Genomic DNA, 12322 nt, shown 5'->3' on the forward strand with positions numbered 1-12322 from the left:
TTTCGGAACATGGCAACGAGTGTCGTTCTTCAGAAGGTCGAGAAGCGCTATGGCCAGCTCGACGTCATCCACGGCATCGACCTGACGATCGATCCCGGTGAATTCGCCGTCTTCGTCGGTCCCTCGGGCTGTGGCAAGTCCACGCTGCTGCGCATGATTGCCGGCCTTGAGGAAATCTCCGGCGGCGCGCTGCTGCTCGACAATGAGCGGATGAACGAGGTGACGCCGGCCAAGCGCGGCATCGCCATGGTCTTCCAGTCCTACGCGCTCTATCCGCATATGTCGGTCTACAAGAACCTCGCCTTCGGCCTTGAAACCGCTGGCTACAAAAGGGCCGAGATCGAGCCGAAGGTACGCCGCGCTGCGCAGATCCTGCAGATCGAGAAGCTGCTCGAGCGCAAGCCGAAGGCACTATCGGGTGGTCAGCGCCAGCGCGTCGCGATCGGCCGCGCCATCGTGCGCGAGCCGCGCATCTTCCTCTTCGACGAGCCTCTGTCCAACCTCGATGCCGAACTGCGCGTGCAGATGCGTGTCGAGATTTCCCGCCTGCATCGCAGCCTCGGCAACACGATGATCTACGTGACCCACGACCAGGTGGAGGCCATGACCATGGCCGACAAGATCGTCGTGCTGAATTCGGGCCGCATCGAGCAGGTCGGTGCTCCGCTCGATCTCTACAACAATCCCGCCAACCGCTTCGTCGCCGGTTTTATCGGCAGCCCGAAGATGAACTTCCTTAATGCCAGGATCGAGAGCGTCACCGACACCGGCTCGACGCTCAATGTCTGCGGCAATTCCGTTCAGCTCGGCCGCCGGCTTGCTGGTCAGGCGGGTCAGGACGTTACTTTCGGTATTCGTCCCGAACATCTCTCTTTGGCGGAAGGCGGCACTGGGCTTTCGACCGTCAATGTCGATCTCGTCGAGAACCTCGGCGGCGCCACGATGCTTTACACCACGACGCCGGATAACCAGACGCTGACCATCGCGCTCGATGGTCAGCAGAAGGTCGAGCGCGGCACCAACGTGAAAGCCTCCTTCGATCCGGCCCGCTGTCATGTTTTTGATGCCGCTGGCAAGACAATCTGAATTGGCCGCAACTTGACAGCCGATCCCTCTCAAGCCCATCATTTCCCTGAGGGCTACGAGGGGGTTACGTGTGACGCCTGAAGAGAGGATTCATGCGCTTGGCATCTGGCAAGGCCCGATTGACATAGCCCCGATCACCGGCGGCATTACCAACCGCAATTATCTCGTGAAGGATGGCGCGCTTAGGCGGGTCGTTCGCCTCGGCGATGATATTCCGGTTCATCACATCAACAGGCAGAATGAGCTCGCGGCAAGCCGCGCTGCCCACGCGGCCGGGATTTCGCCCGCCGTGATCCATCACGTGCCGGGCGTGCTGGTTCTGGATTTTATAGATGCCGCGCCGCTTTCGCCTGACGATGTCAGAAAGCCGGAAACGCTTGTCCGTCTCATTCCGCTGATCCGCCGCTGCCACTACGATATGGCCCGCCATTTCCGTGGTCAGGCGATGATCTTCTGGGTTTTCCATGTAATCCGCGACTACATCGCGAACCTGAAGGCCGCAAACAGCCCGCACACACCTTTGCTGGACGATCTCCTGGAGAAAGCCGAGCGTCTCGAAGCAGCGGCCGGTCCCTTCGAAATCGCCTTCGGCCACAACGACCTGCTCGCTGCCAATTTCCTCGACGACGGCCGGCGGCTCTGGCTGATCGACTGGGATTACGCGGGCTTCAATACGCCGCTCTTCGATCTCGGCGGTCTCGCCTCCAACAACGAGTTTTCAGAGGAGGCGGAGTGCCTCATGCTGGAGACCTATTTCGACCAGCCCCTGACGGATGATCTCAGCGGCCGCTACCGGGCCATGAAATGCGCCTCGTTGCTGCGCGAGACCCTATGGAGCATGATTTCCGAGATCCATTCGACCATCGATTTCAACTACGCCGCCTACACGGCCGAAAACCTCGCCCGCTTCGAGCGCGCCTATCGGGCATTTGAACAGGATCATTGAATGACGAAGGAATTACCGAAGACGGCGAAAGCCGTGGTCATCGGCGGCGGCATCATCGGCTGCTCGACCGCCTATCATCTGGCGAAACTCGACTGGACAGATACGGTGCTCCTGGAGCGCAAGAAATTGACGTCGGGCACCACATTCCATGCCGCTGGCCTCGTCGGCCAATTGCGCACCAGCGCCAACATCACCCAGCTTCTGGGATATTCCGTCGATCTCTACAAGAAGCTCGAAGCCGAAACCGGCCTCGGCACCGGCTGGAAGATGAATGGCGGTTTGCGGCTTGCCTGCAATGAGGAGCGCTGGACTGAGGTCAAGCGCCAGGCGACGACAGCCCAGTCCTTCGGCCTCGAAATGCATCTCCTGAACCCGCAGGAGGCCTTCGATCTCTGGCCTCTGATGACCACAGACGATCTCGTTGGTGCTGCCTTCCTTCCGACGGATGGGCAAGCCAATCCTTCTGACATCACTCAAGCGCTGGCAAAAGGCGCGCGCATGGCCGGCGTCTCGATCTTCGAAGATACGGAAGTTCTCGATCTCGAAATCGACAAGGGCAGGATTCGCGCCGTCGTCACGGCGCAGGGCCGTATCGAATGCGAGCGCGTGGTGGTCTGCGCGGGACAGTGGACCCGCAGCTTCGCTGCCCGCTTTGGCGTCAACGTGCCGCTCGTCTCGGTCGAACACCAGTATATCATCACCGATTCCTTCGGTGTGCCGTCCAACCTTCCGACGCTGCGCGATCCCGATCGCCTCACCTACTACAAGGAAGAGGTCGGCGGCATGGTCATGGGCGGTTACGAGCCAAATCCAATTGCCTGGGCTCTGGACGGCATTCCCGATGGTTTTCACTACACGCTGCTCGACAGCAATTTCGACCATTTCGAGCAGATCATGGAACAGGCGCTCGGCCGCGTGCCGGCGCTGGAAAATGTCGGTATCAAACAGCTTCTGAACGGGCCGGAGAGTTTTACGCCCGACGGCAATTTCATCCTTGGTGAGGCACCGGAACTGAAGAATTTCTTCGTCGGCGCCGGTTTTAATGCTTTCGGCATTGCCTCGGCCGGCGGCGCCGGCATGGCGCTCGCCGAATGGGTGACCAAGGGCGAACCGCCCTATGATCTCTGGCCGGTCGATATCCGCCGGTTCGGCCGGCCGCATTTCGATACGGACTGGGTCCGTACTCGCACGCTGGAGGCCTATGGCAAGCATTACACCTTGGCCTTCCCCTTTGAGGAATATGCAAGCGGCCGCCCGTGCCGGAAATCACCGCTCTATGACCGGCTGAAGGCGCAGGGTGCCTGTTTCGGCGAAAAGCTCGGCTGGGAGCGGCCGAACTGGTTTGCCGATCTCTTCGCCAATGAAGAGCCGAAGGACATTTATACCTATGCTCGCCAGAACTGGTTCGATGCCGTCGGCCGGGAACACAAGGCGGTGCGCGAAGCAGCCGTCATCTTCGATCAGACATCCTTCGCCAAATTCGTGCTGAAGGGCAGGGATGCTGAAACAGCCCTATCCTGGATTGCCGCCAACGATGTTGCAAAGCCCGTCGGTTCGCTGATCTACACGCAGATGCTCAACGACAAGGGCGGCATCGAATGCGACCTCACCTGCGCCCGCATCGCCGAAAACGAATATTACATCGTCACCGGCACCGGTTTTGCCACGCATGATTTTGACTGGATTTCGCGCAACATCCCCGATGGCCTCCACGCCGAACTCGTTGACGTTACCTCGGCCTATACCGTGCTCTCGCTGATGGGACCGAATTCCCGCGCGATCCTGCAGGAGATCACGACCAGCGACGTCTCCAATGCCACCTTCCCCTTCGGCCGGGTCAAAACCATCGGTATTGCCGGTTGCCCCGTGCGGGCTCTGCGTATCACCTATGTCGGCGAACTCGGCTATGAACTGCATGTGCCGATCGAATATGCCACCACCGTCTATGACGCGCTCATGGCGACGGACGGACGGTTCGGCCTTGTCAATGCCGGCTACCGCGCCATCGAAGGCTGCCGCCTGGAAAAAGGCTATCGCGCCTGGGGTTCCGATATCGGCCCGGACCATACGCCGGTCGAAGCCGGCCTTAGCTGGGCCGTGAAGATGCGGAAGAACACGCCTTTCAAGGGCCGTGAGGTGATCGAACGCCAGCTTGAAGGCGGCGTGAAGAAGATGCTCGTCTGCCTCGTGCCTGAAAATCCCGATATCGTGCTGCTGGGCCGCGAAACCATCTACCGCGACGGCAAGCGCGTCGGCTGGCTTTCCAGCGGCGGCTTCGGCTACACTATCGGCAGGCCGATTGGCTATGGCTATGTTCGTAACCCAGACGGCGTGACGGAGGATTTCGTTCTCTCCGGCACCTATGAGCTCGATGTTGCTCGTGAGCGTGTGCCTTGCAAGGTCAGCCTCAAGCCGCTTTACGATCCCGAGATGAAGCGGGTGAAAGCCTGAGCCTCGCGGCAGCCAAGGATGGATCAAGTCCAACGAAAGTGTGCGGCGGTTTTACGTCCGAAATTGCAGGCCCAGGGACTTGGACCTCATGAACCCCGCGACAAGCACGGGGTTCATGAGGAAAGGCATCAAAACAGCGGCAGCCTGTCGTCCTGGATCAGGATTTCCAGCTTGTTTGCCACGTCCTCAGTCCAGGCGATATTCCCGGTCAGTGCCTTTGGAAACAGCCCCGGAAGTTTGAACAGCGCTGCTGAAACAGCCCCGCCGTTGCGCGGCACATCCGCGATCAGTGCTGCAATCTCTCCCGCCCGTGGGTCGCGCAATTCGTAGCGTTCGCCATTGCGGTCGACGCCCGTTGCGTAACGCATCCAGGCGGCGACAGCGATCGCGTAGGTCTCCGCCTTGCCACCCTTTGCGAGCGCTTCGGTTGCCGGCTCCAGCAAGCGCTGCGGCAGTTTCTGTGTGCCATCCATGGCGATCTGATAGGTCCGGTGGGCGATCGCCTTGTTTGCAAAGCGTGCTATCAGCTCGTCCGCATAGGCGTCGAGATCGATACCGGGAACCGGGTCGAGCGTTGCCGCCGCCGCGTTCATATGCCGGCGGGCCAGCGCGGCAAGTCCGGCATCGTCCATCACGTCGCGGATAAATTCATAGCCTGCTGTATAGCCAAGATAGGCGAGCAGAGAATGCGCACCATTCAGCATCCGCAGCTTCATCTTTTCATAGGCAGAGACTTCCTCGACCATCAGCGCGCCACGCACCTTTTCCCAGGCTGGCCGCCCATTGGCGAAATGATCTTCGATCACCCATTGCGTGAAAGGCTCTGTCTCGATCGCCGCGAGGTCGGTGCGGCCCGTCAGCCGCTTGGCATCGGCATAGGTCGCATCGGTGCTTGCCGGCGTGATACGGTCGACCATCGTGGACGGGAAGGGCACGTTCGCTTCAATCCAGTCATGCAGGTCGGTATCGATGCGAGAGGTGAATTCCAGTACGAGACGCTTCAGTACTGCGCCGTTGCTCGGCAGGTTATCGCAGCTGAGCGGCGTAAAGGGTGCAATACCTTTCTGACGCCGCCGCGCAAGGCCTTCCACCAGATAGCCGATAACGCCGCGCGGCGCGTGCCGGTTGGCAAGGTCGGCGACGATATCGGGATGCTTGAGGTCGAGCCCGCCCGTTGCCGGATCGAAACCGTAAGCTTTTTCGGTCACGGTCATGCTGACGATGCGGATATCAGGGTCTTCTAGCCGTGCCAGCAGGCCGGTCGGATCGCGTGGCGCCACATGCGCCCCAAGGATCGAGCCGATGACCTGCGCCGTTGTCCCCGACGTGTCGCGGATTAGCACCGTATAGAGCCCGTTCTGAGCGCTCAGATTGTCCGCAACATCAGGCGTGCGCAGGCTTGCCACCTCAATGCCCCAGTCGCCACCTGCAGCTGCGAGCGCGCCATCCGTGAAGGGCGCGAAATGCGCACGGAAGAAGGCGCCGGGGCCAAGATGCAGGATGCCGGCCTTCAGTGCATTCCGGTCATAGGCAGGAAGCTTCGCTGTCGGCGCAAGGCCGGTTATGGTCTGTAGTCTGTCGCTCACAGCTTGTAGGCCTTCTTCGCATTGTCATAGGAGAGTTCGCGCGTCACGATTTCGGCTTCCTTTTTGGAAATCCGGTGCTCGGCCGCAAGCTGCGCCAGGAAGCGGCAAATCTCGCGACGCCAGACATCGTGGCGGGCGGGGATCGACAGGAGCGCGCGCGTATCGTCGTTGAAGCCGGCGAGATTGGCGAAACCGGCTGTCTCCACCACTTGGTCGAGATAGCGGCGGATACCAAGCGGGCTGTCGTGAAACCACCAGGGCGGCCCGATCATCAGGCAGGCCCAATGGCCGGCCATCGGCGCAAGCTCGCGGGCATAGGTCGTCTCGTCGAGCGTGAAGAGCAGGATGCGCAGGCCAGGCGCATGGCCGTATTTCGACAGCAGGGCATTGAGGCCGCCGACCCAGTCGGTGCGCGTCGGAATATCGGCGCCCATATTCGGTCCACGGGTTTCGAAAAGCCCGCGGTCGGTGTTGCGGCGTGAACCGGCATGGATCTGCATCACCATGCCGTCTTCGGCGGAGAGGCCGGCCATTTCCGTCACCATCTGGCCCCGGAAAAGCTCTGCATCAGCAGCCGAAAGGGGTCCCTTCAGCGCCTTGTCGAGCAGCGCCTGCTTTTCGGTAAGCGGCAGATCGGCGGTAAAGGCGGTCGGTACGCCATGGTCGGTCGCCGTTGCGCCGAACTGGCGGAAATAGGCGCGCCGCTTACGATGTGCCTCGATGAGGCCGTCCCACTTGGTGATGTCGCAGCCGGTGATCTCACCGAACTTGATGAGATTGTCGCGGAAGCCGATGGCGTCGGGATCGGTGACGCTGTCAGGCCGGTAGGTGGTGCGCACTTTGCCGATCCAGCCGTCGGTCGCCATCTTCTGATGGTGAGGAAGCGGATCGAGTGCGCCTTCGGTTGTGGCGATCGTCTCGATGCCGAAGCGCTGATGCAGCGCCCGCGGCCGGAACTCCGGAAGTTTCAGCTGCGCATTGATATGATCGTAGAGCGCATCGGCATTCTCAGTCGTCAGCGGCTCTGTACAGCCGAGCACGGCCGACATGGCATGATCGACCCAAAGGCTCGACGGCGTTCCGCGGAAAAGATGGTATTTGGCAGCGAAAGCCCGCCAGATATCCCGGCCGCTTGCCACCGGCTTGCCGTCAAGCCGTGGCACACCGAGCTCATCGAGTTTGGTGCCGGTGCTGTGCAGCATGCGGAAAAGATAGTGGTCGGGAATGACGAGCAGCGAAGCGGCGTCTTCGAAGGCCTTGTCGTCTGCGAACCAGGACGGTTCGGTATGCCCGTGAGGGCTGACGATCGGAAGGGCACGCACCGTCTCATAGAGATCGCATGCTATTGTCCGCGTTGCCGGATCGGCGGGAAAGAGCCGGTCCGGATGAAGAAAGCCATTGCCTACATCCATCAGTTATCCTCCCTGATGGATAAGGGCCTACCCCACAAGACGGGATGCGGCAAGGGCTTTTGGTAACCAAGCGGTTCATTTCGGAATCGTTTTCGTGAGGCCTCGAAACCATTGACGCTTCGGCCTATTTGGGCTTTGGAAATGCCACCTGATTTCCCCGGAGAAAACCGATGTCCGACGAGGCAGCGCGCATCACGAAGCTGGAAGAAATGCTGGCCCATCAGGCAAAGACGATCGATGAGCTTTCCGATCAGCTTGCCGAACAATGGAAAGTCATGGAGCAGACGCGCGCCAAGCTCGATCGATTGACCGAGCGGTTCCTGAGCCTGGAAGAACAATCGCTGGAAGCCCCGGCGATCACCAAGCCGCCGCACTATTGAGCGGTTATGCCGCGCCTGAAGGCCGCCTGCAGCAGGAAAGCGGTTTCGCGGTTTCGCCCTTTGCGATATAGCCCGAAAAGACGAAGCTGAACGAGAGACATCCCATGGCGGCCACCATCCGTTATCACCAAGGCGATATTTCCGCGGCGGATGCCGCCCGTTACATTGGCGCGATCGCGATCGATACCGAAACGCTGGGCCTCGTGCCGCGCCGGGACCGCCTCTGCGTCGTCCAGCTTTCGCCGGGCGACGGCTCTGCCGATGTGATCCGCATAGCGGCCGGTCAGAAGCAAGCGCCGAACCTGACCGCGCTGCTTGCCGATCCGTCGCGCCAGAAGATCTTTCACTACGGCCGCTTCGATATCGCCGTGCTCTTCCATACATTCGGCGTCACCGCGACACCGGTCTTCTGCACGAAGATCGCCTCGCGCCTCATCCGTACCTACACGGATCGCCACGGTCTGAAGGATAATCTGAAGGAGATGCTCGACATCGATATCTCCAAGACGCAGCAGTCCTCCGACTGGGCTGCCGAAACGCTCTCGCAGGCGCAGCTCGAATATGCCGCCTCCGACGTGCTCTATCTGCACGCGCTGCGTGACAAGCTCAACGAACGCCTGATCCGCGATGGCCGTCTGGAGCACGCGACGGCCTGCTTCGAATTCCTGCCGACGCGCGCCAAGCTCGATCTTCTCGGCTGGGAAGAGGCAGATATCTTCGCCCACAGCTAAGGCGCATTTCATCCGACATACCAGCACGGCCACGGACATCGTCCGCGGCCGTTAGCTATTCGTTAAGACGTTTTCGTTAAGATTATTATTAATTTTTATGCACTCGACGGCACAAAAAGTGCCGATGCGGACAGGAGGATCTGCCGGGATGCAAGAGGCCGGATGAGCTCGGTCTCTTTGTAGAACCTGCTTTCATAGCCACTTTGCGAAAGGAGCGTGCCTGTGTTGTCTCCCATTCGTTCAGCGTCCAATGCAAGCCTTTCTTCTCAGGGTCAGACGGCGGCAATCGTTGCCGGCGGCCTCGGCCGTTCGGTGGTCGCCCCCACCCCGGTGAATGCAGTTGAAGCTGCCGACCTCAACGCCGCAATTGCCGGCAAGCTCAATATCCTGCTTATCGCCGCGCGCCAGCGCATGATTGAAGCACTTCTCGACATCATCAATGCGACGGGACGCACGATATCGCTGCAGCGAGGCAAAGGCGAATCCGATCAAGCCTTTGCCACCCGTGTCGCTGATGCCATCCGTCACATGCCCGACGCCGAGATCGATGCGGTCGAGCGCCAGCTTTCCGATGACGGACATAGCCTGCCGCTGAGAATGATCGCCGCAGCCCTCAAGGATCCGACCGGGCCGGAGGCCACCCGTGTCATCGCCTATCTCGAGATTGTCAGCTACAAGGACAGGGATCTTGCGGCCCGCGCCGTTGTCCGCTCTTATCGCCAGAATGATGCTGCCCCGCTGCCCCGCACCGAGCCGCGGCCGGAAATCAAGCTTCAGGGAGAAAACCTGTCTGCGGCACGTCAGTTGGCAGCAAAACCCGTTGAAAGTGCGGCGATACCCGCTGCCGAAGAAATCGTTCCAGCCGAAACAGCTGTTGTCGTGACGACCGATCTAGCCGTTGAGGACCAGCAGGCTGGAAGGCAGCCCGCGACAGCGGCGCATGACGCTTCATCGCAGGCGACCACGCCGAGAGAGACAGAAGAAGTCCAGGTCGCATCGGTAAAGCGGGAAGTGGTCGAGCCGGAACAGGCTGGCCCAGCTCTCGAGCAGCAGACGATCTCTGCCAAGGCCGATCCGGTGATCCCGCGCAGCTGGACCGGCATTGCCAGCTCCATGACCGAACAGGTTTCGCACATGATCGCAACGATCATCCGCGAGCAGGAGGCAACTGTCCTGTTGACGGATACGCCCGTCGAAGCTGCCGTCGAAATCGATGCTATGCTGGACGAGGCCGTCATCAGCGAGGCGACGGAGAGCCTGGTTCGCGCCACCCCAGAAGATGTGGTCGAGCCTGCATCTGCTCAGGCTACCCAGGCTTCTCGCCCGTCCGAGACGGAGATCGCGACAGCCGCCCAGACGGCGCGTCCTGCCAGGGACATTGCCGCTCAGCCGCAGCCGGTTCCTCTCCCGGTAATCGAGACACCCTCATACGTTCCGCTTGCGGCACGTATGCCGGACGGCCTGCCCTATGCCCAGACGCCGTACCAGTTCGCTCGCGACGAATACAAGGCAACCAAGGCCGATGAGCCGCCTCATCGCCAACATGAAAATGGCGGCTCTCAGGATCAGCAGCAACAGCAGCAGGCGCAATCCGGTCAGGACGAAGAGCAGCGGGCCGGCGAAGGAGACGCCCCGCGTGAAGAGCGGCGGCAGCCGAAAATGTTCGATCCCGATCCCTCTACGACGCCGGCAACCGTCGCCGATCCGGTCTATGCCCTCTATCAGCGCATGGTGGGCTGGGAATAATCCGAAGCACTTTCTGCGGGTGCGCATAGCGGAATTGCGTGGGTACAAAGAACTCCAAACAATCCCCCAAACGAAAGAACCCGCCGGATCGCTCCGGCGGGTTCTTCATTTCTAAGGGATCAGCGAAGGATTATTCGCCGCCGCGGTTCTTGAGAGCCGCGCCGAGGATGTCGCCAAGCGACGCGCCCGAGTCGGACGAACCGAACTGAGCAACGGCTTCCTTCTCTTCCGCGATTTCCAGAGCCTTGATGGACAGCATGATCTTGCGGTCCTTCTTGGAGAAGTTGGTGACGCGGGCGTCGAACACCTGGCCGACCGAGAAGCGCTCAGGGCGCTGCTCGTCGCGGTCGCGGGCGAGGTCGGCGCGACGGATGAACGAAGTGATGTCCTCGTGGTTGACGAGCTTCACTTCGACGCCGCCGTCGTTAACAGCGATGACTTCGCAGGAAACGACCGCATTCTTGCGCAGGTCGCCGGAAGCAGCGGCTTCGCCGACTGCATCCTTGCCGAGCTGCTTGATGCCGAGCGAGATGCGTTCCTTTTCGACGTCGACGTCGAGAACGACAGCCTTGACGACATCGCCCTTGTTGAACTCCTCGATGACCTGTTCGCCCGGACGGTTCCAGTCGAGGTCGGAGAGGTGAACCATGCCGTCGACATCGCCGTCGAGGCCGATGAACAGGCCGAATTCGGTCTTGTTCTTGACTTCGCCTTCGACTTCAGTGCCGGCCGGATGGCTGCGGGCGAATGCTGCCCACGGGTTTTCCAGCGTCTGCTTGAGCCCGAGCGAAATACGGCGCTTGGACGGATCGACTTCGAGAACGACGACTTCGACTTCCTGGCTCGTGGACAGGATCTTGCCGGGATGGACGTTCTTCTTGGTCCAGGACATTTCCGAGATGTGGATCAGGCCTTCGATGCCCGGCTCCAGCTCGACGAATGCACCGTAGTCGGTGATGTTCGTGACGGTACCGGAGATCTTCTTGCCTTCCGGATACTTGGCCTGGATGCCATCCCACGGATCGGACTCGAGCTGCTTCATGCCGAGCGAGATGCGGTGGGTTTCCTGGTTGATGCGGATGATCTGAACCTTGACCTGCTGGCCGATGTTCAGGATTTCCGACGGATGGTTCACACGGCGCCATGCCATGTCGGTGACGTGCAGCAGGCCGTCGATGCCGCCGAGGTCAACGAACGCACCGTAGTCGGTGATGTTCTTGACGACGCCGTCAACAACCTGGCCTTCTTCGAGGTTCTGAACGATTTCAGAACGCTGCTCGGCACGGGATTCTTCCAGAACCGTACGGCGCGAAACCACGATGTTGCCGCGGCGCTTGTCCATCTTGAGGATTTCGAAGGGCTGCGGGTTGTGCATCAGCGGCGTGACGTCGCGGATCGGGCGGATATCGACCTGAGAGCGCGGCAGGAAGGCGATCGCACCGTCGAGGTCGACCGTGAAGCCGCCCTTGACCTGGTTGAAGATCACGCCTTCGACGCGCTCGCCAGCTTCGAATTTGGCTTCGAGCTTGATCCAGCTTTCTTCGCGGCGAGCCTTTTCACGCGACAGAACTGCTTCGCCCAGCGCGTTTTCGATGCGCTCGACGTAAACTTCGACTTCGTCGCCGACCTTCAGCGAACCGTCCTTGGCACGTGCGCCGAATTCCTTGAGCGCGATGCGGCCTTCGACCTTCAGGCCGACGTCAACAACGGCGACATCCTTTTCGATGCCCGTGACGATACCCTTGGTAACATAGCCTTCGGCCAGATCGTTCTTGGCAAAGGACTCTTCGAGAAGGGCCGCGAAATCCTCGCGAGAGGGAGTTGCTACTGACATAAAATCTCCTGCGTGGCCTTCGATAGCGTTAAGGCTCACGTATGCGCCGGTTGGTTCGTGTTGAACGGGCCTGAACCCAGTCCGCCTTCTTTCACGAAGGCAATCCGGCGCTTGGACGGAATTTCAGGCTACTTTTGCATTGCCTCCGCG

Annotated in this window: 9 protein-coding genes; 6 read left to right on the top strand and 3 right to left on the bottom strand. The window is 60.5% G+C overall.

Going from position 1 to position 12322, the window contains the following annotated elements; all coding sequences use genetic code 11:
- Positions 1 to 9 precede the first annotated feature (9 nt).
- The 3 genes from KQ933_RS20055 (at position 10) to KQ933_RS20065 (ending at position 4483) form a co-directional block, all read left to right on the top strand.
- Positions 10 to 1086 (top strand): ABC transporter ATP-binding protein, encoded by a 1077-nt coding sequence (locus tag KQ933_RS20055; RefSeq protein WP_216756469.1) that lies wholly within the window; start codon positions 10 to 12, stop codon positions 1084 to 1086.
- A gap of 70 nt (positions 1087 to 1156) precedes the next feature.
- The gene (locus tag KQ933_RS20060; protein ID WP_216756470.1) at positions 1157 to 2032 is read left to right on the top strand and encodes a choline/ethanolamine kinase family protein; all 876 of its coding nucleotides are present in this window, start codon (positions 1157 to 1159) and stop codon (positions 2030 to 2032) included.
- Positions 2033 to 4483 (top strand): FAD-dependent oxidoreductase, encoded by a 2451-nt coding sequence (locus tag KQ933_RS20065; protein ID WP_216756471.1) that lies wholly within the window; start codon positions 2033 to 2035, stop codon positions 4481 to 4483. It abuts the gene before it with no gap.
- Between the two features lie 128 nt (positions 4484 to 4611).
- Here the strand turns inward: KQ933_RS20065 and KQ933_RS20070 are convergent, their stop codons facing one another.
- Together KQ933_RS20070 and uxaC are read right to left on the bottom strand one after the other, a co-directional pair.
- Positions 4612 to 6069: a mannitol dehydrogenase family protein gene (locus KQ933_RS20070; protein ID WP_216756472.1), complete on the bottom strand. Its 1458-nt coding sequence runs from the start codon at positions 6067 to 6069 to the stop codon at positions 4612 to 4614.
- Positions 6066 to 7481: a glucuronate isomerase gene (uxaC, locus tag KQ933_RS20075; RefSeq protein ID WP_216756473.1), complete on the bottom strand. Its 1416-nt coding sequence runs from the start codon at positions 7479 to 7481 to the stop codon at positions 6066 to 6068. The genes KQ933_RS20070 and uxaC overlap by 4 nt, the downstream gene beginning before the upstream one ends.
- A gap of 170 nt (positions 7482 to 7651) precedes the next feature.
- On the opposite strand from uxaC, the gene KQ933_RS20080 reads away from it, so the two are divergent.
- The 3 genes from KQ933_RS20080 (at position 7652) to KQ933_RS20090 (ending at position 10338) form a co-directional block, all read left to right on the top strand.
- Positions 7652 to 7861, top strand: a complete 210-nt coding sequence (locus KQ933_RS20080) for a SlyX family protein (protein ID WP_112542868.1) — start codon at positions 7652 to 7654, stop codon at positions 7859 to 7861.
- A 104-nt stretch (positions 7862 to 7965) separates the two neighbouring features.
- On the top strand, positions 7966 to 8592 hold the full coding sequence (locus KQ933_RS20085; protein ID WP_216756474.1) for a ribonuclease D: 627 nt from the start codon (positions 7966 to 7968) through the stop codon (positions 8590 to 8592).
- Positions 8593 to 8814: 222 nt separating this feature from the next.
- Positions 8815 to 10338: a hypothetical protein gene (locus KQ933_RS20090; protein ID WP_216756475.1), complete on the top strand. Its 1524-nt coding sequence runs from the start codon at positions 8815 to 8817 to the stop codon at positions 10336 to 10338.
- Between the two features lie 130 nt (positions 10339 to 10468).
- On the opposite strand, the gene rpsA is transcribed toward KQ933_RS20090, so the two are convergent.
- Complete coding sequence (rpsA, locus tag KQ933_RS20095; protein WP_028757934.1) at positions 10469 to 12172, bottom strand: 30S ribosomal protein S1; 1704 nt, start codon at positions 12170 to 12172, stop codon at positions 10469 to 10471.
- Positions 12173 to 12322 lie beyond the last annotated feature (150 nt).

The sequence above is a fragment of the Rhizobium sp. WYJ-E13 genome (assembly GCF_018987265.1).
Lineage (GTDB): Bacteria > Pseudomonadota > Alphaproteobacteria > Rhizobiales > Rhizobiaceae > Rhizobium.

What these genes read in the sequence shown, in the direction of transcription:
- KQ933_RS20055 (WP_216756469.1), top strand. Translation starts at nt 10, where the DNA reads ATGGCAACGAGTGTCGTTCTTCAGAAGGTCGAGAAGCGCTATGGCCAG.
- KQ933_RS20065 (WP_216756471.1), top strand. Translation starts at nt 2,033, where the DNA reads ATGACGAAGGAATTACCGAAGACGGCGAAAGCCGTGGTCATCGGCGGC.
- uxaC (WP_216756473.1), bottom strand. Translation starts at nt 7,481, where the DNA reads ATGGATGTAGGCAATGGCTTTCTTCATCCGGACCGGCTCTTTCCCGCC.
- KQ933_RS20080 (WP_112542868.1), top strand. Translation starts at nt 7,652, where the DNA reads ATGTCCGACGAGGCAGCGCGCATCACGAAGCTGGAAGAAATGCTGGCC.
- KQ933_RS20085 (WP_216756474.1), top strand. Translation starts at nt 7,966, where the DNA reads ATGGCGGCCACCATCCGTTATCACCAAGGCGATATTTCCGCGGCGGAT.
- rpsA (WP_028757934.1), bottom strand. Translation starts at nt 12,172, where the DNA reads ATGTCAGTAGCAACTCCCTCTCGCGAGGATTTCGCGGCCCTTCTCGAA.